Raw genomic sequence first — 19,267 nt, 5'->3', positions numbered from 1 at the left:
CCACGCACCCCGCGGCAGCCGTCGCGTACCCCGACCGCCGCCGGCCGTGCCGGCCACCCGAGGAGATAGAGCACCATGACCCAACTGGATAGATTCCTGCGCGAGGACGAGGTGCTGCGGGTCACCTCCCTGTCGCGCGCCACCCTTTGGCGGGCGATCAAGGCCAAGCAGTTCCCCAGCCCGGTGAACCTCAGCGCCGGCCGCGTCGGCTGGCGCGAATCGGCGATCGCCGCCTGGCAGGTCGACCCCATGCGCTGGAATGCCGACGGTGCGGCCTGAAGCAGCGTTCAGTGGATGATGTGTTTCTCTAACCAGTCCGCCCAGATCTCCAGGCCGGCGCGCTTCTCGGCGAAATAGTCGTAGCGGTCGTAGTGCTTGGAAGAGACATCGTTGAAGGCATGGCCCTGGATTCGATCGCGCAATTCCTTACTCAGACCGGCGCTGGCCATCAGCGTCTTGCAGGTCCGCCGCAGGTCGCGCAGGGTGAAGGGCGCGGTGAACGCCGCGGCATGGCGGCGATAGAGATTGGTCACCGCCCGCGACAACGACTGCACATTCAGCGGCTGCCCCGGCACCCGGCCCTGGAACGGATAGGCGCCCTGAGCATCGATCTCCGCCATGGTCTGCAACACCTGGCGCATCGGCGCATTGAAGGGCACCACATGCAACTGCCGCTCGCCCTGCACCCGCCCCTTGGTGCTGCGGATCACCAGGTGATCGTCCTGGTACAGCGCCCGCTCCGACGCCAGTAACTGCTCCGGCCGCTGCCCGCCGGCGGCGATGAGGAAGCGAATCAGCTCGGCGGTGGTCAGGGACAGCTGCTCCGGCAGCAGTTGCCACAGGGTGCGCAATTCCGCCTTCGACAGCGCCCGGTCGCCCGGCTGCTCCCAATCCTCCTGCACCGGAATGCTCGCCACCGGATTGCTCTGCAGACCGAAGCGCACCTTCACCTGAAGATAGCTGCGCGGGTTGTACTCCTGCTCCAACCCCACCTGGAAGGCCGCATGCAGCTGGGATCTCAACCGGTTGCAATAGGTGGTCACGCCCTGGTCGATCATGCGGCTGAGGATGTCGCGGATCTGCGCCGGCCCCACCAGCGCCGCCGGCCGTCGCACCAGCTCCGGAAAGGGCTCGCTGACGTAATGGCGGAACGACCAGGCCACGTTACCGGCCGAGGCCGCGCCCTCCCCCTCCAGCTTGGCCACATAGGCCGACAGCAACTCCTGGAAGGTCCCGGCCGTCACCAGCACCTCGGCCTCCGCCCGGCATTTATCCCGCGCCTGGGTCAGGGACAGCTCCGGCCAGTTGCCCAGCTTGGTCAGCTTCTTCGCCCCACCCACGTGGCGCTGGAAATAGAACTCCTTGGTGCCACTGGGCCGCACCTTGAGCACCAACACCCCCTCCCCCCGCGCGCCGCGGCCATCGGAGGTGACATAGTCCTTCTCCCGCGGCTTGAGCGCGCGAATCTGCCGTTCGGTGAGCATCTGGTGACAGTTCCTGGTGACAGTTGGCCTGAAACAAGGTGAGACCCGCTGAGACGACCCCAGACCCGCGACCTTGCACGAAGCCCGCATTCTACAAGGCTTTCGAGTCAGGCTGGAATCAAGAGAGATGGATTGAGATAGCAGGTGGTAGAGCTTCCCAAGCTCATGACGAGGGTTCGATTCCCTTCGCCCTTACCCGTTTCCAATCAGTCCTTACGGAGGCTCTGACCGTGGCCGCTACGTCTTCAGACAATCTGCTTATTCTTCTGCCTGTAGCTCGCGCTGGGTCAGGCAACCCCTGGCCCAGCGTAGTACAGTTGAATGGTGCAATGGTTGCACCTAAGATGGAGGCATGCCAACACTCGCGCGCCTACCCAACTGCACCATCGCCCTCTACGCCGCGGACCACCTGCCGCCCCATTTCCACGTCCGGATGCAGGATGGCCGCGAGGCCCTGGTGCAGATCAGCGACCTGAGCGTGCTTTCCGGGCGTATCGCCCGTCGTGAACTGGCCCCCGCACTGGCCTGGGCCGCCAATAACCGCGCCTTGCTATGTAGCAAATGGAAGGAACTCAACCCATGAACAAGCACTTCACCCTGACCCATGTCCGGGCCGAGGCTCCTGCCACCCTTCACCTGACCTACGCCGACGACCAGCACTTCGTCGTCGACGTGGCAGGCCTCATCGCCACGCACAAGAGCCTGGCAGCCTTAAACGAGCCTGCAATCTTCGCCACAGCCCGCCTGGGTGAATGGGGAGGTAGCGTCAGCTGGAGCGACGACGACGCCCTGGAACTGGCTGCCGACAACTTGCGCGCCCGCGCCATCGAGCAAGCCGGTGGCTGCTCCCACGAACGCCTCTGGAACTGGATGGCCAAGCACGAACTCACCCTCGACAGCGCCGCCGAGGCCCTCGGCCTGAGTCGTCGGATGTTGGCCTACTACCGCAGCGGTGCCAGGCCGGTACCCCGCACCGTTGCCTTGGCCATGCGGGGATGGGAAGTGGAATCCAGGGCGGCCTGATCGGTAGATGCCGCCGCACGGCCCGTGAAGCACCCTCACCGCGGGTGATCAGACAAAGCCCCGGCGACTGCAGCACCTCTACGCTAGCAAGGCGACGGTGCAGCAGGCGGTGAAACGGTAATGGCGAAGACCCTACCCCTCCACCAACCCCTTCACCCGCTGCGCCAGGGTATCCACCGCAAAGGGCTTGGTCAGGATGGCCATGCCGGGTTCCAGGTGGCCGTCGCTGAGCAGCGAGGTTTCGGCGAAGCCGGTGATGAAGAGCACCTTGAGCGCCGGGCGGTGGACGCGGGCGGCGTCGGCCAGTTGGCGGCCGTTCATGCCGCCGGGCAGACCGACGTCGGTGACCAGCAGGTCGACGCGAGCATCGGAGTGCAGCACTTCCAGGCCGCCAGCGCCATCGGCGGCTTCGATGATGACGTAGCCCAGTTCGCGCAGCAGGTCGGTGACCAGCATGCGGACGGTGGGTTCGTCGTCGACCACCAGCACGGTGGCGTTGACCCCTTCCAGGGTGCCAGCTAGACCGCAGGTGCGCGCGGATTCGCTCGGGCACTCCGCCGGGCGCAGGGGCAGGTAGAGACAGACGGTGGTGCCTTCGCCCACCACCGAGCGCAGGCGCAGCTGGCCTCCGGATTGGCGAGCGAAGCCGTAGATCATCGACAGGCCGAGGCCGGTACCCTGCCCCATTGGCTTGGTGGTGAAGAAGGGCTCGCAGGCCTTGGCCGCCACCTCTGGAGTCATGCCGCTGCCGGTGTCGGTCACGCTCAGGTGCAGGTAGCGGCCGGGAACCAGTTCGAAGCCGTTAGCCCCTTGCACTTCGATGAGGCGCTCGCTGGCCGCGATGAGGATGCGGCCACCGGCGGGCATGGCATCGCGGGCATTGATGCAGAGGTTGAGCAGGGCGTTTTCCAGCTGGGACTGGTCCACCAGCAGCGGCTGGTTGTCCGGCAGACTGCTGAACTGCACCTGGATGGCCGGGCCGACGGTGCGCTGCACCAGGTCGAGCATGCCGCCCACCAGTTGGTTGACGTCGGTCGCCTCGGGCGCCAGGGTCTGGCGGCGGGCGAAGGCCAGCAGCCGGTGGGTCAGGGCCGCGGCGCGCTTGGCGCTGCCCTGGGCGGCGGTCAGGTACTTGTCCAGTTCGGTGAAGCGACCCTGGCCGATGCGCAGGTTCATCAGGTCGAGACTGCCGGAGATTCCCGCCAGCAGGTTGTTGAAATCGTGAGCGATGCCCCCGGTGAGCTGGCCGACGGCCTCCATCTTCTGCGACTGGCGCAGCGCCTCTTCCGAGCGCCGCAGTTCTTCGGTGCGTTCTTCGACGCGCTGCTCCAGGGTGGCGGTGAGGTCGCGCAGATCTGCCAGGGCACGGTCGCGCTCGTCGGCCAGGGCGCGGCGGGCATCCACGTCCAGCAGTACGCCGGGGAAGCGCAAAGGGGTGCCGTCCGGCGCCAGCTCGACGTGACCGTTGGCTTCCAGCCAGTAGTAGCGGCCGTCGCGGCGGCGCACCCGGTATTGGTGGGCATAGCGGCCGCCGCGGCCGATCACCTCGGCGATCGCAGCGGCGAGCCCGGCCTGGTCGTCCGGGTGCACGGTGGCCACCACCTGGGCCAGGCTCAGGCCATCGCGCCCCAGGGCCGGATCGAGACCGAAATTGACGGCGAAGGCCTCGTCGACGGTGAATCTGTCGGTGGGCAGGTCCCAGTACCAGGTGCCGATGATGGCACCGGCGGCCAGGGCCAGCTGCACACGCTCGGCGGCCGCCAGCACGCTGCTTTCCGCGGCGCGGGCGCTGTCGAGCTCGTCGATGCGTGCGGAGAGTTCCTGTTCGAGGGTCAGGTTGTGCCGCCGCAGCGCGGCTTCCGCCACGTCGCGCTGGCGGTGGGCCTGGACGCTGGCGGTAGTCTCGGTGGTGATGTTGAGCATGCCGACGATGGCCGCGCCATCCCGTAGCGGGCTATAGGAAAAGCTCCAGTAGGTGTCCTCGGGATAGCCGTTGCGGGTCATCACGAAATGCTTGTCAACGAAGTGCAGGGCCTCGCCGGCCAGGACCTGGTCGATCAGCGGCCCGATCTCGTCCCACAACTCCGCCCAAACTTCCTGGACCGGCTGGCCCAGTGCCGCGGGATGCCGAGCGCCGAGAAAGGGCGCATAGCCATGGTTGTAGATCAGCGTCTGCTCCGGCCCCCAGGTGGCGCACATGGCGAAGGGCGAGGCCATCAGCATGTCATAGATGGCTTCCAGCGCGGCCGACCAGTCGGCGCGCCGCCCCAGCGGGGTGGTTTCCCAGGCGAAGGATTCGAGATAGGACAAGGGCGACTCACTGGCAGAGGCACTGATGGACCACGAGGTCGCCCGGGTCCTCTGCATTGGGCCCGGTCGCGCCATGATAGACAGCCCGGCGCTCGTCCAGTAGCCCCACGCATGACCGACGGTGCGAGGCCAGCCATCAGCGGTAGCTCACCCCTGCGGCATGCTGTCCGGGCAAAACGACTGGCACGGCCGGCGTGCATCTCTTACCTTGTCGCCCCCGCTGTCGCTGTCAGGTATCCGCTCCTCATGTCCGCGTCCTCCACCCCGCCCGAAGGGCTGCAACGCAGCCTGTCCAACCGTCATCTGCAACTCATCGCCATCGGCGGCGCCATCGGCACCGGACTGTTCATGGGCTCGGGCAAGACCATCGCCCTGGCCGGTCCCTCGATCCTATTGGTCTACCTGATCATCGGCAGCGCGCTGTTCTTCGTCATGCGCGCCCTGGGCGAGTTGCTGCTGTCCAATCTGGAGTACCAGTCCTTCATCGATTTCTGCAGCGACCTGCTCGGACCCTGGGCCGGTTTCTTCTGCGGCTGGACTTACTGGTTCTGCTGGATCGTCACCGCCATCGCCGATGTCATCGCCATCGCCGCCTATGCCCAGTTCTGGTTTCCCAGCCTGGCACCCTGGATCCCGGCGCTGCTCTGCGTGCTGCTCCTGCTGGGGCTCAACCTGGTGACGGTACGGCTGTTCGGCGAACTGGAATTCTGGTTCGCGCTGATCAAGATCGTCGCCATCTGCGCCCTGATCGTCACCGGCTTTGGCTTGGTGGCCTGGGGCTTCCAGTCGCCTTCGGGCAATGTGGCGAGCCTGGCCAACCTGTGGAACGACGGCGGTTTCTTCCCCATGGGGCTGGGCGGCTTCTGCGCCGGCTTCCAGATCGCCGTCTTCGCCTTCGTCGGTATCGAGCTGGTGGGCACCACCGCCGCCGAGACCGCCGACCCCAGGCGCAACCTGCCGCGGGCCATCAACTCCATTCCCGTGCGCATCCTGGTGTTCTATGTGCTGGCACTGGTGGTGATCATGGCGGTGACGCCCTGGCGTCAGGTGGTGCCGGACAAGAGTCCCTTCGTCGAACTCTTCGTGCTGGCCGGGGTACCCATGGCCGCCAGCCTGATCAATTTCGTGGTGCTGACCTCGGCCACCTCCTCGGCCAACAGCGGCATCTTCTCCACCAGCCGGATGCTCTATGGCCTGGCCCGCGAAGGCCATGCGCCGCGCGCCCTCACGCGCCTGTCGCGGGCGGCGGTGCCGGCGCGCGGGCTGCTGCTGTCCTGCCTGTGCCTGCTGCTGGGCACGCTGCTGATTTACCTGATCCCGAACCTGGTCACCGCCTTCACCCTGGTCACCACCCTGGCCGCGGTGCTGTTCATGTTCGTCTGGTCGCTGATCCTGCTGGCCTGGTTGGCCTACCGACGCAAGCGACCCGCACAGCATGCCGCCGCGACCTTCCGCCTGCCGGGCGGGCGCTGGGTGTGCTACGCCGTGCTGGCCTTCTTCGCCGCGGTGCTGGTGCTGCTGACCCTGCAGGACGACACCCGCCAGGCGCTGCTGGCCAGCCCCCTGTGGTTCCTGCTGCTGGGCGCGGGCTATGCCTGGCAGCGACGCCGCACCACCCGGGCCGCCTGACGGCTGGCGTCAGCTGACTGTCCAGAGTTCATCGAGGCGGGTCGTGTAGCGCGGGCTGAGCAGGTCGCGGCGCATCTGCCAGGCCGGATCGCGGGGGATGCGCGCAGGTCTCAGGGTCTCGCGACCGAACTTGCCGTTGATGGCGTCCAGAGTCGCCATCAGCCGGGTGCTGGCGGGGTCCGGCGTCGTGGCGAAGAGATCGGCGGCCAGTGCCTCGCGCGGACAGAGATCGAGCAACAGGATTTCTGCCTTGGCGTAGCCGAAGCCATCGCGAAAGATCTCGCGCAGGCCGGCCTGGGCGTAGTCGTTGAGCACCCGGGTATCGTCACTGGGCACAGGCAGATTGAGCAGGCTGGCGTTGGCGTAACGTCCCTCGTCGGCGCCATGCATGCCGGTCTGGATGCTGACCCTCAGGGCGCGGCAGAGCGCCCCCTGGGCCCGCAGCTTTTCCGCGGCGCGGGCGGTGTAGCTGGCCACCGCCTCGGCCAGGGCACCGAACTGGTATTGCCGCCGGCCGAACATGCGACTGCTGCAGATCGTCTGCCGTGGCGCCTCCAGTTCCTCCAGGCCGAGGCAGGCCAGCCCGCGCAGCTCGCGGGCGGTCTTCTCCAGCACCACGCTGTATCTCTGCCGCAGCGACCAGGCATCCTGGCGCGCCAGCTCCCCGGCGGTGGTCACACCATCCGCCCGCAGCCGCGCCGCCAGGCGTCGCCCGACGCCCCAGACGTCGTCCACCGGCGAATGACGCAGGACCCACTCCCGCACCGTCGGATCGCGCAGATCCAGCACCCCACCGGTCCGCTGCGGCCAGCGCTTGGCCGCGGCATTGGCCAGTTTGGCCAGGGTCTTGGTGCCGGCGATGCCAACGCTGACCGGGATGCCCGTCCATTTCTGCACCCGCGCCTGCAGCCGGTGACCGAGGGCATCCAGGGGCTCGGGCAGACCGGCGAGATCGGCGAACACCTCGTCGATGCTGTAGCGCTCCAGGCGCGGCACCAGGGTCGCCAGGGTGCGCATGACCCGGTCGCTGAGGTCGCCGTAGAGGGCGTAGTTGGAACTGAAGGCGGTCACCAGGCCCTGTTGCGCCAGCTCGCGCACCTGGAACCAGGGCGCGGCCATGGCGATGCCCAGGCGCTTGGCCTCGGGCGAACGGGCGATCACGCAACCGTCGTTGTTGGAGAGCACCACCACCGCCCGCTCGGCCAAATCCGGACGGAAGACCCGTTCGCAGCTGCAATAGAAGGAGTTGCAGTCGATCAGCGCCAGGATCGACTCAGCCATGGCCGAAGCGCCGCAGACTGTGGGTGGCCACGCCCCAGACCTCGAAGTCGTTACCCTCGCCGATGACCAGGGGCGCGTAAGCCGGGTTCTCCGCCAGCAGGACGAAATTCGCGCCACGCCGGCCCAGGCGCTTGAGGGTGGGCTCGCGGTCGCGCACCGCCACCACGATGTCGCCGACCCGCGCTGGCCGCGCCCGGTCGACGATGACCAGGTCACCGGGAAAGATGCCCACGCCGGTCATGCTGTCGCCACTGACCTGAATGACGTAGGTGTGGGGCGCGCGCAGGTCGACCAGTTCGTCCAGCGATACCTGGCGCTCCAGATGATCCTGGGCCGGCGAGGGGAAGCCACACGGCAGGCGGAAATCGTAGAGCGGCAACTGGATCGCCGAAGATTCCAGCGGACCCAGGACGGTAACGGACATGACAAGGCGCTCCTGCAAATAACTGTCTATATATACAGTTATCCACAGGAGCCAAGCCTGTAAAGCGCCGCTCGGGACCGGCCGATGAGTGGCGCGATCAGGCGCTGAAGCGGAAACGTGAAACGACGCTACGCAGCTCTTGGGACAGCCCCGCCAGTTGCTCCGCGGTAGCGGCGTCGGACTCGATCCCGCTCAGCACCTGCACGGTACTGGCGCGGATGCCTGTGGTGTTGCGGTTGATGTCTTCGGAGACCGCGGCCTGCTGTTCCGCCGCGCTGGCGATCTGGACGTTGACGTCGACGATGCGCTCCACGGCGGAGCCGATGCTGTTCAGACTGACGCTGGCCTGCTCGGCGGCCGCCACGCCATTCAGGGCATGACCGCGACTGGCCTGCATCTGGGCCACGGCATCGCCGGTCGCCGACTGCAGTTGCTCGATGATGCGGCGGATCTCCTCGGTGGAGGTCTGGGTACGCGAGGCCAGGGTGCGGACCTCGTCGGCTACCACGGCGAAGCCGCGCCCCTGCTCACCGGCCCGGGCGGCCTCGATGGCGGCGTTGAGCGCCAGCAGATTGGTCTGCTCGGCGATGGTACGAATCACCGCGATGACCCCACCAATGGCCTGGCTATGGCTTTCCAGGGCAGCGACCTTGTTGGCGCTCAGATCCACCTCGGCGGCCAGGGCCTCGATGGCCTGTTGCGTCTGTTGCATCACCCGGGTGCCTTCTCGCGTGGCCTGATCGGCCTGCTGGGCAGCCGCTACCGCGCCCTCAGTGTTGTTGGCGACGTCCGCCACACTGGCGGTCATCTCGGTGATGGCGGTGGCCACCTGATCGGTCTCGCCCTGTTGCGTCTGCATGGTAGAGCGTGCCTGACCGATGGAACTGGCCAGGTCACCGGAGGCCTGGGCGACCGCATCGGAGGCCTGATCGACCTCGCGCAGCGAGCGGCCGAAGGCTGCCAGCATGGCATCCAGGCTGCGGCCGATGTCGGCGATCTCGTCGCGACCGGGCAAGGCGGCCCGGCGACTCAGATCGCCCTGGGCAGCGGCGGCGGTCACGCTGACCAGTTCGGCGATTCCCAGGCGCAAGGCCTGATAGATACCGGCGAAGGTATAGCTCAGCAGCAACAGGGCCGCCGCGATCATGCCCAGCACCAGATCGCGTACCAGGGTCTCCTGGGCCAGGCGCTCGACCAGCAACTGGGAGAGCATGCCCTGGGCTTCTTCCTGCACCTTGTAGTAGCGCGTGACTACGGCATTACCCTGGGCACCCAAGGTCTTTCCGGAGACCGTGCCCTCACCCTTCATCACGGCCAGCATGCCCTGCCGGAAATTGCCATAGTCGTCCTGGGCCTGTCCTAGCGACGTCTTGAGCCGTTGGGCCAGCTCAGGCATCTGGCGTGCCAGCAGCCCCAGAGCTTGCTCCAATTCTTCGGCAGCCTGGCGTTCCTGGCGCATGACACTACGCGCCACGTTGAGACTGGCCGGATCGAAGCTATTGGTGGCGCTCAGCCCGGAGGCCAGGCCGCGTAGCTGACCGATGAGGTTGATCTCCCGCGGCAAGCGCAGCGAGGAGATATCGATGAGAAAGAGGCTGGCATAGTCGGAATCCAGTACCAGACCCGAGGTAGCCGAGACGTAATAGAAGAGGTTCAGGGTCTGCGTCAGTTGCTCGCTCCAGGCCTCGAACACCTCCAGGGGGGTTCCCGGTACGCCCTGCAACAGCCGCTCGGCGTTCTGCCGCAGTTGGGCGACGCGACTCCCGGTCTCCAGTTGGCCACCAAGTTCCCGATCCAGGCGGCCCAGCTCGTCATAGGCCCTGAGCAGGGCATCGCGGTTGTTCTGCCAATCCTGTTGGGCGGATGCATCCCCGTCCTGGAGGCGCTTGGTCAGCGCCCGCTGCAGCATGCTCAGGCGGGCGATCGGCGTCAGTTGCACTAGGTAGCGCTGCCCCTGAATTTCCAATTCCAGGCTGGCGCGTTGCTCCTGGATGTCCTGGTAGAGGTAGTAGCTGAGCAACAGCAAGGGGATCAGCACGATGGTCGCGAGACAGGCGAACTTGGCGGAAAACCTCAGACGATTCATTACGGCAACGACGGGGGTGAGAAGATTCATGGCAGACTCAAAAAGGGAAAGGCGTTGGAAGCCGTGTTTGGTCACGGTCTGGACGGGCGAATGGACAGATTTTTTCATAGATAGTGCGCTGCCCGTATGCGCGATAACTAATTTGCACGGCTATTTGCCACCATACGGTCAAAAGTTGGCGCCAAACGGTTGGCTTGATGTGGTGCGAGGTAATGCGAGGTCCGCTCATGCATGACCTGCTCATTCGCGACGCCTTCGTTCTGGACGGTCGCAACCACGCCGGCCGGATGGCCGACCTGGCCGTCAAGGCGGGGCGTATCGTCGCCCTGGGCGAGCTTGCCGGCCAACTGGCGCAAGAGGTCCGTGACGGCCGCGGCCTGGTGCTGGCCCCCGGCTTCATCGATGTCCATACCCACGATGACACCATGGTCATCCGCCGCCCCGAGCAGTTGCCCAAGCTCAGCCAGGGGGTGACCACCGTGGTGGTCGGTAACTGCGGCATCAGCGCTGCCCCGGTGCGGCTGCGCGGTGAGCCGCCGGACCCCTTGAATTTGCTCGGCCCGGCGGCGGCCTTCGGCTATCCCACCTTTGCCGCCTATCGCGCGGCGGTGGAGCAGGCCCGCCCCGGGGTCAACGTCGCCGCCCTGGTTGGCCATACGGCGCTGCGCAGCAATCATCTGGACGATCTCCAGCGCGCCGCCACGCCAGCGGAGATCGCCGCCATGCGCGCTGAATTGCGCGACAGCCTGGCTGCTGGCGCCCTGGGCCTCTCCAGTGGCCTCGCCTATGCGTCCGCCGCCGCGGCGCCGACCGAGGAAGTCGCGCAACTGGCCGCGGAGCTGGATGCGGTGGGCGGCCTCTATGCCACTCACCTGCGCAGCGAATTCGCCGCGGTGCACGAGGCGCTGGACGAAGCCCTGGACATCGGTCGCCGGGCCCGGGCACCGGTGGTGGTCTCCCACTTCAAGTGCGCCGGGGTGGATAACTGGGGCCGGGCGCCGGAATTGCTCGGTGCCCTGGAGCGGGCCGCCCAACGCCAGCCGGTTGGCTGCGACTGCTATCCCTACGCCGCCAGCTCCTCCACCCTCGATCTCAAGCAGGTCACCGACCGCCACCGCATCACCATCACCTGGTCCACCCCGCATCCGGAATGCGGCGGCCTTGACCTGGCCGCCATCGCCGCCGACTGGGGCCTGGACCTGGAGAGCACCGCGCGCCGCCTGCAACCGGCCGGCGCCGTCTACTACGGCATGAGCGAGGCCGATGTGCGGCTGATCCTCGCCCATCCGTTGAGCATGATCGGCTCCGACGGCCTGCCCGAGGACCCCTTCCCCCATCCGCGCCTCTGGGGCGCCTTCCCCCGGGTGCTGGGCCATTTCAGCCGCGACCTCGGTCTCTTCCCTCTGCACACGGCCGTGCACAAGATGACCGGCCTCTCCGCCGCCCGCTTCGGTCTCAGGGGCCGCGGCCTGATCGAGCCGGGCGCCCAAGCCGACCTGGTGCTGTTCGATCCCGCCCGCATCCGCGACGTGGCCGACTTCAGCGAGCCGCAGCGGCCTGCCGAAGGCATCCACGCCGTCTGGGTGAATGGCCGGCTGGCCTACGCCCCGGACCAGGCCATCGAAGCGCGTCATGGTCGTTTCCTGCCCCGTGCTGGGGATCTGCGGTCGACCTTCCCAAGTTCCTGCTAAGCGCTACCGGGTAACGCCTCTACCTGGTGCATCCCCGTTACCTTCCGCCACCTCCCGGTGCCCTCCTGCACACCGGGAGCACCTTCCGCTGCCTGTCCCCCATGCCAAGCCCTTGATTTGCAACGCCACGCGAAGAGCTGGCACAGTCGCTGCAGTCTATTCCGTTGTTACGAACATAATTCCGCTATAACGGAAAAGGAGAGACGCGATGACAGGCAAAACGAAGGGGTGGAAGACGCTGGCGCTGCTGGTCGGCCTGGTCGCCATGACCGGCGCCCAGGCGGCCAAGCTGGATGACGTGCTCAAGCGCGGCCATCTGGTCGTGGGCACCGGCAGCACCAATGCGCCCTGGCACTTCCAAGGCGCCGACGGCAAGTTGCAGGGCTTCGATATCGATATCTCCAAGGTCATCGCCAAGGGCCTGTTCAACGATCCGGAAAAGGTCGAGTTCGTGGTCCAGGGTTCGGATGCGCGCATCCCCAACCTGCTCACCGACAAGGTCGACATCAGCTGCCAGTTCATCACCGTGACCGCCAGCCGCGCCCAGCAGGTGGCCTTCACCCTGCCCTACTACCGCGAAGGCGTGGCCCTGCTGTTGCCGGCCAACAGCCGCTACCAGCAGATCGACGACCTCAAGGCGGCCAAGGGCGACCTGACCGTGGCCGTGCTGCAGAACGTCTATGCCGAGGAATTGGTGCACCAGGCGCTGCCCGGCGCCAAGGTCGACCAGTACGACAGCGTCGACCTGCTCTACCAGGCCCTCGGCACCGGCCGCGCCGACGCCGTGGCCACCGACCAGTCTTCGGTCAAGTACCTGATGACCCAGAATCCCGGTCGCTACCGCTCGCCCGACTACGCCTGGAGTCCCCAGACCTACGCCTGCGCGGTCAAGCGTGGCGATCAGGACTGGCTGAACTTCGTCAACACCGCCCTGCACGAGGCCATGACCGGTGTGGAATTCCCCACCTATCAGGCCTCCTTCAAGAAGTGGTTCGGCGTCGAGCTGCCCTCCCCGGCGATCGGCTTCCCCGTCGAGTTCAAGTGATCCTGGCCCCGGCGCGGCCCGTCCGCGCCCTCTAGGTAGACGTCGAGCATGAACTACACCCTCAACTTCGCCCCCGTGTGGCAGAACCTGGACCATCTGCTGGCCGGGCTCGCCCTCGGCCTGCAGTTGGCACTGGTGGGCATCGCCATCGGCTGCCTGATCGGCCTGGCCACCGCCTTCGCCCTGCTCTCGCCGGTGCGGGCGCTGCGCTGGCTGGCGGGGGGCTATGTCACCCTGGTGCGCAACACCCCGATCCTGGTGCTGATCCTGCTGCTGTACTTCGCCCTGCCCAGCGTCGGCATCCGCCTGGACAAGCTCAGCTCCTTTCTCATCACCCTGGCGCTCTATGCCGGGGCCTACCTGGCCGAGGTGTTTCGCGGTGGGCTCATGGCCATTCCCAAGGGCCAGCGCGAGGCGGGCCTGGCCATTGGCCTGCGCGAGTGGCAAATCAAGGCCTACGTCATCATTCCGGTGATGCTGCGCAACGTGCTGCCGTCGCTTTCCAATAGTTTCATCTCGCTGTTCAAGGACACCTCTCTGGCGGCGGCCATCGCCGTGCCGGAGCTGACCTACCAGGCGCGCAAGATCAACCTGGAGAGCTACCGGGTCATCGAGACCTGGCTGGTGACCAGCGCCCTCTACATCCTCACCTGCTACGCCATCGCCCTGCTGCTGCGCCAGCTGGAGCGACGGCTGAGCCTCGCCCGCTAGGAGCCCGATCTTGTACGAAGCCCCCTCCTGGTTCCTGGAATTGTGGAACGCCCGCCAGACCCTGGCCGCCGGTTTCGCCACCACCCTGGCCTGCTCGCTGCTGGCCGTGCTGGGCGGCACCCTCCTCGGTACCCTTGGCGGCCTGGCGCTGACCTACGGCCGCTGGCCGGTGCGCCTGCCGTTCCGCCTCTATGCCGACCTGATCCGCGGCACCCCGGTGTTCGTGCTGGTGCTGGCCTGCTACTACATGGCGCCCGCTCTGGGTCTCAAGCCCACGCCCTTCCAGGCCGGCACCGCGGCGCTGCTGCTGTTCTGCGGCTCCCACGTGGCGGAGATCGTCCGCGGCGCGTTGCAAGCCATCCCCCGTGGCCAGCACGAGGCGGCCAAGGCCATCGGCCTGACCTTTACCCAGAGTCTCAAGGAGGTGCTTCTGCCCCAGGCACTGCGCCAGATCCTGCCGACCTGGGTCAACGCCTCCACCGAGATCGTCAAGGCTTCCACCCTGCTCTCGGTGATCGGCGTGGCCGAGTTGCTGCTGAGCAGCCAGCAGGTCATCGCCCGCACCTTCATGACCCTGCAGTTCTATCTGTTCGCCGGCCTGCTGTTCTTTCTCATCAACTTCGCCATCGAGCGGCTTGGCCGCTACCTGGAAAAACGGGTGACCCTGCCATGACCGAACCCCTGCTCAGCATCAACGGCCTGCACAAGAGCTTCGGCGCCACTGAGGTGCTCAAGGGCATCGACCTGTCCCTTGACCGCGGCGACGTGGTCACCCTGATCGGCTCCAGTGGCTCGGGCAAGACCACTCTGCTGCGCTGCGTCAATTTGCTGGAAGACTTCCAGGGCGGCAGCATCCAGCTGGCCGGCGAGGCCATCGGCTATCGCGAGGACGGCGGTCGCCGCCAGCGCCTGCCGGAGCGGGAGATCGCGCGCCAACGCTCGCTCACCGGCATGGCCTTCCAGCAATTCAATCTGTTTCCCCACCTCACCGCCCTGGAAAACGTCACCCTCGGCCTGCGCAAGGTGAAGAAGCTGGGCAAGGACGAAGCCATCGCCATCGGCGAGCAGTGGCTGCGCCGGGTCGGCCTGATCGAACGGCGCGACCATCATCCCGGCCAACTCTCCGGCGGCCAGCAGCAACGCGTGGCCATCGCCCGGGCCATCGCCATGAATCCCAGCCTGATGCTGTTCGACGAGCCCACCTCGGCGCTGGACCCGGAGCTGGTCGGCGAGGTGCTGGCGGTGATCAAGGACCTGGCCCAGGACGGCATGACCATGCTGCTGGTGACCCACGAGATGAGATTCGCCTACGAGGTGTCCGATCGCATCGTCTTCATGAGCCAGGGTCGCATCGAGGAGCAGGGTCCGCCCCGCGAGCTGTTCGAGCAGCCCAAATCCACCCGTCTCGCCGAATTCCTCGGCCGGACCTCCTTTTGAATCATCCCCTCGTTACAGGAGCAACCCTATGAGCATCACCCGTTACGGCGCCGGCGAACGTGGCGCAGGCGGCCAACCCCTGCCCTTCGCCCGCGCGGTGGAAGCCGATGGCTGGCTGCACGTCTCCGGCCAGGTAGCCATGGAGAATGGCGAGATCATCGACGGCGGCATCGTCGCCCAGACCCACAAGACCATGCAGAATCTGATCGCCATCCTGCACGAAGCCGGCTACGGTCTGGAGCACGTGGTACGCGCTGGCGTCTGGCTGGACGATCCGCGCGACTTCTGGAGCTTCAACAAGGTGTTCGCCGAGTACTTCGCCGGCCAGGCTCCGGCGCGCGCCTGCGTGCAGTCCTCCATGATGGTGGACTGCAAGGTCGAGATCGACTGCATCGCCTACAAACCCAAGGCCTGAGACAAACCGCACAGATGACCGAACCTACCCGCCAGAGAGCCCGCGGCCTGGACCGCGCCTTCGACATCCTCGATCACCTCAAGCGGGTGGGTCGGCCGCTGCGACCCAACGAGATCGCTGCGGGCCTGGGCATTCCCAAGTCCACCGTCTACGACCTGGTCGGCCTGCTGCTGGAGCGACACATGCTCGATGCCGTGGGCCGCGACGGTCAGGTCTACCTGGGCCGCGAGCTGTACTTTCTCGGCCAGGCGCACCTGCGCCATTTCGATCTGGCCCGCGAGGCCGGACTGCTGCTGGACGACATCGTCGCCCAGACTCGCGAGACCGCCCAGCTGTGCCAGCTCAATGGCCGCAAGTACACCGTCTCCCTGATGAAGGAAGGTGCCCGCGCCTTTCGTATCTCGTCCAACGTCGGCGAGGACGCACCCATTCCCTGGACCGCCTCCGGCCGGCTGCTGCTCGGCCACCTGAGCGATGCGGAAATCCTCGCCCTGATCGACGCGGATGACTTCATCCTGCCCGACGGCAGTCGCCTGCCGCCAGAGACCTTCATCGCCGAGATCCGCAGCGCCAGCGCCGCCGGCTTCTTTTCCTTCGACAGTATCGCCGACACCTACACCCACTGCTTCGCCGCCCCGGTGCTCGACGCCAGCGGCCTGTGCATCGCCACCCTGTGCATCGTGGCGCCCCGCGCCGATGCCCAGGCCCACCATGCCGAGTACCGCCAGGTACTGGTCGACAGTGCCCGTCGCCTGTCCCAGCGCCTCGGCGGCCAGGAGAATTCATGACCATCCTCACCGCCCCCGAGAAAGGCGCCGCCAATCCGGGCGACAGCCTGCTCAACGACGTCGCCTTGCCCGCCCTGGTCGTCCACCAGCAAGCCCTCGACCACAACATCGCCTGGATGCAGGCCTTCGCCCGCGAGCGCGGCGCCGAACTGGCGCCCCACGGCAAGACCAGCATGGCCCCGGCGCTGTTCCAGCGGCAGCTGGCCGCGGGTGCCTGGGGCATGACCCTGGCCACCGCGGTGCAGACCCGCGCCGCCCAGGCTCAGGGCGTGCGCCGGGTGCTGATGGCCAACCAGTTGGTCGGCGCACCGAACATGGCGCTGATCGCAGAGTTGCTCAGTGCTGACCCGGACTTCGACTTCCATTGCCTGGTGGATCATCCCGACCAGATCGCCGCCCTGGGCGCCTTCTTCGGCGAGCGCGGCCTGGCGCTGCAGGTGATGATCGAATACGGCGTACCCGGCGGCCGTTGCGGTTGCCGCAGCGAAGCCGAGGTGCGCGAACTGGCCAAGGCCATCGCCGCCCAGCCCGCCCTGCGCCTGACCGGTATCGAAGGCTACGAAGGGGTCATCCACGGCGCCGAGGCGGCCACCGACATCCGCACCTTCGCCGATTCCCTGGTGCGCCTGGCCGAAGAACTGCGCGGCCAGGGCGCCTTCGCCCTCGACCGGCCCATCGTCACCGCCTCGGGGTCAGCCTGGTACGACCTGATCGCCACCGCCTTCGACCAGTTGGAAGTTCGCGAGCGCTTTCTCGCCGTCATGCGCCCGGGCAGCTATGTGGTCCACGACCACGGGATCTATCGCGATGCCCAGTGTGGCGTCCTGGCCCGCACAGGGCTGAACGAGGGCCTGCAACCGGCGCTGGAAGTGTGGGCTCACGTGCAATCCCTGCCCGAACCCGGTTTCGCCATCCTGGCCCTGGGCAAGCGTGACATCGCCCATGACGCCGGCCTGCCGCTGCCGCTGCGCCGCTACCAGCCCGGCCAGACCGCAGCCGAAGTCGTCGACGTCAGCGACTGCACGGTCACGGCCATCATGGACCAGCACGCCTTCATGGTCGTGGCCCCGGGGACCGCGTTGGCCATCGGCGACATCATCGCCCTGGGCACTTCCCACCCTTGCCTGACCTTCGACAAGTGGCGCCAGGGCTGCATCGTCGACGAAGGACTGCAGGTCGTGGAGACCTTCGCGACCTGCTTTTAGGCTTGTTTGAAAGGTCGTCGAACGAAGGTCAGGCAAGGCAAAAATCTGTGAGGAAGCGGAGTTTACGAATGGTAAATGAGCATTCCGAACAGATTTTTAACGCAGCATGACCGAGTGCAGGCACCTTTCAGACAAAGCCTAGGGGCGCAGCTCGCCCTCTTCCTCCCCATCCCAGTAACGGATGCGCTCGGCATGCACCTTGATGAGGATCATGCCGGGCGTGTCGGTACCTTGAGGAAACCAGCGGTCCAGACTCTTGGTCCAGTGCGCCTCGAATTGCGCCTTATCGCGGATCAGTTCGGCCCGGCCATCGATGGCGACGAAGAGACCAGGCTTGCCCAGCAGGCTCTTGCCTTCGCTGAAGCTCAGTCCCACCGCCGGGTCCTCCTCGATGTCGCGGATCTTGGCCGAGTCCTCGTAGGCGTAGAACCAGGAATCGCCGTCGTATTCGACGTCGCCGTTGTTGCTCATCGGTCGGCTGCTCAGGCGTCCGCGGCCGGTGGTCAGCATGCAGAAATCCAGATCACGCATCGCTTTGGAAAGGTCGTGCAGGGTCTTGTCGGCCATGGGGGGTCGCTCCAGTTGAACGGGCAGGCAGTGCCCGTCTGCCTTCAGACCGGGAGCCGATGCCGCTCGGTTCCGCCGTGACGAGACGCCTGGGGTTTTTCGGACGAGGGGCGTATCGCGACCGCGGAGCACGCGGCCAGCGGCATGGCGGCCGGTCGAGAGTGCCCTGACAAGCCACCTCGGGCCGCTGCAGGACAGATACCCATCGGCCTGCAGGTCGCTATACGAATAGCGCCGGGCAGGAGACGGCCACGGGAAAACCCGGCCTTGGCGCCTGCCTGACTCGCCACTGCCACCCAAGCGTCATCGCGCTTAAACAGAACTAACAAGAACCGCCAGGACAATGAGCGCCGATCCGGGTCCTGCCCGGTTTCAGCTCGACGAGGATTCCCGAACATCCACTGCACGACTTCATGGAGAGAGTCTTTATGAGCCGTAAGATCTCGCTATGCCTGGCAGCCACCACCTTTTGCCTGACGACCCCGGCCTTCGCCGCCGTGCTCGACCATGACCAGGTACAACAGATTCCTGCCAATGCCACTGATGTGGAACTCTACTACCAGCCGATGATTGCCGACGGCCCGGACTCCTGTAACAACTATCCCGCCGTGGACTCCGCTGGCAATGTCAGCGGCGGCCTGCACCCCTCGGGCGCTCCGGATGGCCACTGCCGCGGCACCAATGGCCAGGTCTATTCGCGCATGGCCGAATACTATGATCACTGCGCGATCATGTATTCCTACTACTTCCCCAAGGATCAACCGCCGAACTATCTGGGCACCGGCCCCGGTCATCGCCATGACTGGGAAAACATCGTGGTCTGGACCAACCAGTGCAAGGTCGGCTCGCCCATCCTCAAGATAGACTACTCGACCCACGGCAAGTATCGGGTCAACTACAACCCGCCGCTCTGGCGTGGCCGAGACGGCTACCTGGTCAACGGCGTGCATCCCAAGGTCGGCTACCACGCCACCTACGGTGGCTTCGCCGATCACTCTCTCGACTGGACCAACGACAACGGCCGGAACCAGCCGCTGATCAGCTGGAGCCGGATGCCGGTCCCCGCCAAGAACACCCTCAACAGCTACGACTTCGGTGCCGCGAGCGTGCCCTTCAAGGATGGCGGCGCCTTCTGGTCCAACCTGCAGAAGGCCTGGCAGACCGAGTGACG

19 protein-coding genes are annotated in these 19,267 nt (G+C 66.4%); 13 read left to right on the top strand and 6 right to left on the bottom strand.

Translation table 11 applies throughout. The annotated features are described in order from the left end of the window. Nucleotides 1-75: 75 nt before the first annotated feature. A complete protein-coding gene (locus QZ471_RS18720) occupies nucleotides 76-279 on the top strand; it encodes an AlpA family phage regulatory protein (protein ID WP_295466569.1) in 204 nt (67 codons plus the stop codon). Nucleotides 280-287: 8 nt separating this feature from the next. Here the strand turns inward: QZ471_RS18720 and QZ471_RS18715 are convergent, their stop codons facing one another. Then, on the bottom strand, nucleotides 288-1,484 hold the full coding sequence (locus QZ471_RS18715; protein ID WP_295466567.1) for an integrase family protein: 1,197 nt from the start codon (nucleotides 1,482-1,484) through the stop codon (nucleotides 288-290). A 352-nt stretch (nucleotides 1,485-1,836) separates the two neighbouring features. Here QZ471_RS18715 and QZ471_RS18710 point away from each other — a divergent pair, with 352 nt between their 5' ends. Together QZ471_RS18710 and QZ471_RS18705 are read left to right on the top strand one after the other, a co-directional pair. After that, on the top strand, nucleotides 1,837-2,067 hold the full coding sequence (locus tag QZ471_RS18710) for a DUF4160 domain-containing protein (RefSeq protein WP_295466565.1): 231 nt from the start codon (nucleotides 1,837-1,839) through the stop codon (nucleotides 2,065-2,067). After that, entirely contained in the window at nucleotides 2,064-2,507 is a 444-nt protein-coding gene (locus QZ471_RS18705; protein ID WP_295466563.1) for a DUF2442 domain-containing protein, read from the top strand. Before QZ471_RS18710 ends, QZ471_RS18705 begins: the two co-directional genes overlap by 4 nt. A gap of 132 nt (nucleotides 2,508-2,639) precedes the next feature. On the opposite strand, the gene QZ471_RS18700 is transcribed toward QZ471_RS18705, so the two are convergent. After that, entirely contained in the window at nucleotides 2,640-4,817 is a 2,178-nt protein-coding gene (locus QZ471_RS18700; protein WP_295466561.1) for an ATP-binding protein, read from the bottom strand. A 246-nt stretch (nucleotides 4,818-5,063) separates the two neighbouring features. Here QZ471_RS18700 and cycA point away from each other — a divergent pair, with 246 nt between their 5' ends. Next, nucleotides 5,064-6,446, top strand: coding sequence for a D-serine/D-alanine/glycine transporter (gene cycA / locus QZ471_RS18695; RefSeq protein WP_295466559.1), 1,383 nt, complete (start codon nucleotides 5,064-5,066; stop codon nucleotides 6,444-6,446). Between the two features lie 9 nt (nucleotides 6,447-6,455). Here the strand turns inward: cycA and QZ471_RS18690 are convergent, their stop codons facing one another. The 3 genes from QZ471_RS18690 to QZ471_RS18680 all read right to left on the bottom strand — a co-directional run bounded on the left by QZ471_RS18690 (nucleotide 6,456) and on the right by QZ471_RS18680 (nucleotide 10,267). Further along, the gene (locus QZ471_RS18690) at nucleotides 6,456-7,727 is read right to left on the bottom strand and encodes a Y-family DNA polymerase (RefSeq protein WP_295466557.1); all 1,272 of its coding nucleotides are present in this window, start codon (nucleotides 7,725-7,727) and stop codon (nucleotides 6,456-6,458) included. Continuing rightward, nucleotides 7,720-8,151: a translesion error-prone DNA polymerase V autoproteolytic subunit gene (umuD, locus tag QZ471_RS18685; RefSeq protein WP_058768201.1), complete on the bottom strand. Its 432-nt coding sequence runs from the start codon at nucleotides 8,149-8,151 to the stop codon at nucleotides 7,720-7,722. Before umuD ends, QZ471_RS18690 begins: the two co-directional genes overlap by 8 nt. Before the next feature lie 97 nt (nucleotides 8,152-8,248). Beyond that, nucleotides 8,249-10,267, bottom strand: a complete 2,019-nt coding sequence (locus QZ471_RS18680; protein ID WP_058768200.1) for a methyl-accepting chemotaxis protein — start codon at nucleotides 10,265-10,267, stop codon at nucleotides 8,249-8,251. Between the two features lie 197 nt (nucleotides 10,268-10,464). On the opposite strand from QZ471_RS18680, the gene QZ471_RS18675 reads away from it, so the two are divergent. From QZ471_RS18675 to QZ471_RS18640, 8 genes are all read left to right on the top strand, one after another. Further along, complete coding sequence (locus QZ471_RS18675; RefSeq protein ID WP_295466552.1) at nucleotides 10,465-11,928, top strand: D-aminoacylase; 1,464 nt, start codon at nucleotides 10,465-10,467, stop codon at nucleotides 11,926-11,928. Between the two features lie 265 nt (nucleotides 11,929-12,193). Next, nucleotides 12,194-12,973, top strand: coding sequence for a transporter substrate-binding domain-containing protein (locus tag QZ471_RS18670; protein ID WP_223855486.1), 780 nt, complete (start codon nucleotides 12,194-12,196; stop codon nucleotides 12,971-12,973). A 48-nt stretch (nucleotides 12,974-13,021) separates the two neighbouring features. Then, nucleotides 13,022-13,684 carry an amino acid ABC transporter permease gene (locus QZ471_RS18665; RefSeq protein ID WP_058768199.1) on the top strand — a complete coding sequence of 221 codons (663 nt, stop codon included), beginning with the start codon at nucleotides 13,022-13,024 and terminating at the stop codon, nucleotides 13,682-13,684. A gap of 10 nt (nucleotides 13,685-13,694) precedes the next feature. Next, a complete protein-coding gene (locus QZ471_RS18660) occupies nucleotides 13,695-14,357 on the top strand; it encodes an amino acid ABC transporter permease (RefSeq protein WP_058768198.1) in 663 nt (220 codons plus the stop codon). Then, nucleotides 14,354-15,121 (top strand): amino acid ABC transporter ATP-binding protein, encoded by a 768-nt coding sequence (locus QZ471_RS18655; protein WP_295466549.1) that lies wholly within the window; start codon nucleotides 14,354-14,356, stop codon nucleotides 15,119-15,121. Before QZ471_RS18660 ends, QZ471_RS18655 begins: the two co-directional genes overlap by 4 nt. A gap of 28 nt (nucleotides 15,122-15,149) precedes the next feature. After that, nucleotides 15,150-15,536, top strand: coding sequence for a RidA family protein (locus tag QZ471_RS18650; protein WP_058768196.1), 387 nt, complete (start codon nucleotides 15,150-15,152; stop codon nucleotides 15,534-15,536). A gap of 14 nt (nucleotides 15,537-15,550) precedes the next feature. Next, nucleotides 15,551-16,324, top strand: coding sequence for an IclR family transcriptional regulator (locus tag QZ471_RS18645; RefSeq protein WP_058778829.1), 774 nt, complete (start codon nucleotides 15,551-15,553; stop codon nucleotides 16,322-16,324). Then, nucleotides 16,321-17,529, top strand: coding sequence for an amino acid deaminase (locus QZ471_RS18640; protein ID WP_295466546.1), 1,209 nt, complete (start codon nucleotides 16,321-16,323; stop codon nucleotides 17,527-17,529). The genes QZ471_RS18645 and QZ471_RS18640 overlap by 4 nt, the downstream gene beginning before the upstream one ends. 138 nt (nucleotides 17,530-17,667) lie before the next feature. Here the strand turns inward: QZ471_RS18640 and QZ471_RS18635 are convergent, their stop codons facing one another. Next, the gene (locus tag QZ471_RS18635; protein WP_295466544.1) at nucleotides 17,668-18,096 is read right to left on the bottom strand and encodes a pyridoxamine 5'-phosphate oxidase family protein; all 429 of its coding nucleotides are present in this window, start codon (nucleotides 18,094-18,096) and stop codon (nucleotides 17,668-17,670) included. A gap of 428 nt (nucleotides 18,097-18,524) precedes the next feature. On the opposite strand from QZ471_RS18635, the gene QZ471_RS18630 reads away from it, so the two are divergent. Beyond that, complete coding sequence (locus QZ471_RS18630; protein ID WP_295466542.1) at nucleotides 18,525-19,265, top strand: NPP1 family protein; 741 nt, start codon at nucleotides 18,525-18,527, stop codon at nucleotides 19,263-19,265. The last annotated feature ends 2 nt before the right edge of the window (nucleotides 19,266-19,267 follow it).

The organism is uncultured Pseudomonas sp. (assembly GCF_913774235.1).
GTDB lineage: Bacteria > Pseudomonadota > Gammaproteobacteria > Pseudomonadales > Pseudomonadaceae > Chryseomonas.
This window is presented reverse-complemented; position numbering and strand designations above follow the sequence as displayed.

What these genes read in the sequence shown, in the direction of transcription:
- QZ471_RS18720 (WP_295466569.1), top strand. Translation starts at nt 76, where the DNA reads ATGACCCAACTGGATAGATTCCTGCGCGAGGACGAGGTGCTGCGGGTC.
- QZ471_RS18715 (WP_295466567.1), bottom strand. Translation starts at nt 1,484, where the DNA reads ATGCTCACCGAACGGCAGATTCGCGCGCTCAAGCCGCGGGAGAAGGAC.
- QZ471_RS18710 (WP_295466565.1), top strand. Translation starts at nt 1,837, where the DNA reads ATGCCAACACTCGCGCGCCTACCCAACTGCACCATCGCCCTCTACGCC.
- QZ471_RS18705 (WP_295466563.1), top strand. Translation starts at nt 2,064, where the DNA reads ATGAACAAGCACTTCACCCTGACCCATGTCCGGGCCGAGGCTCCTGCC.
- cycA (WP_295466559.1), top strand. Translation starts at nt 5,064, where the DNA reads ATGTCCGCGTCCTCCACCCCGCCCGAAGGGCTGCAACGCAGCCTGTCC.
- QZ471_RS18690 (WP_295466557.1), bottom strand. Translation starts at nt 7,727, where the DNA reads ATGGCTGAGTCGATCCTGGCGCTGATCGACTGCAACTCCTTCTATTGC.
- umuD (WP_058768201.1), bottom strand. Translation starts at nt 8,151, where the DNA reads ATGTCCGTTACCGTCCTGGGTCCGCTGGAATCTTCGGCGATCCAGTTG.
- QZ471_RS18680 (WP_058768200.1), bottom strand. Translation starts at nt 10,267, where the DNA reads ATGAATCTTCTCACCCCCGTCGTTGCCGTAATGAATCGTCTGAGGTTT.
- QZ471_RS18675 (WP_295466552.1), top strand. Translation starts at nt 10,465, where the DNA reads ATGCATGACCTGCTCATTCGCGACGCCTTCGTTCTGGACGGTCGCAAC.
- QZ471_RS18670 (WP_223855486.1), top strand. Translation starts at nt 12,194, where the DNA reads ATGACCGGCGCCCAGGCGGCCAAGCTGGATGACGTGCTCAAGCGCGGC.
- QZ471_RS18665 (WP_058768199.1), top strand. Translation starts at nt 13,022, where the DNA reads ATGAACTACACCCTCAACTTCGCCCCCGTGTGGCAGAACCTGGACCAT.
- QZ471_RS18655 (WP_295466549.1), top strand. Translation starts at nt 14,354, where the DNA reads ATGACCGAACCCCTGCTCAGCATCAACGGCCTGCACAAGAGCTTCGGC.
- QZ471_RS18650 (WP_058768196.1), top strand. Translation starts at nt 15,150, where the DNA reads ATGAGCATCACCCGTTACGGCGCCGGCGAACGTGGCGCAGGCGGCCAA.
- QZ471_RS18645 (WP_058778829.1), top strand. Translation starts at nt 15,551, where the DNA reads ATGACCGAACCTACCCGCCAGAGAGCCCGCGGCCTGGACCGCGCCTTC.
- QZ471_RS18640 (WP_295466546.1), top strand. Translation starts at nt 16,321, where the DNA reads ATGACCATCCTCACCGCCCCCGAGAAAGGCGCCGCCAATCCGGGCGAC.
- QZ471_RS18635 (WP_295466544.1), bottom strand. Translation starts at nt 18,096, where the DNA reads ATGGCCGACAAGACCCTGCACGACCTTTCCAAAGCGATGCGTGATCTG.
- QZ471_RS18630 (WP_295466542.1), top strand. Translation starts at nt 18,525, where the DNA reads ATGAGCCGTAAGATCTCGCTATGCCTGGCAGCCACCACCTTTTGCCTG.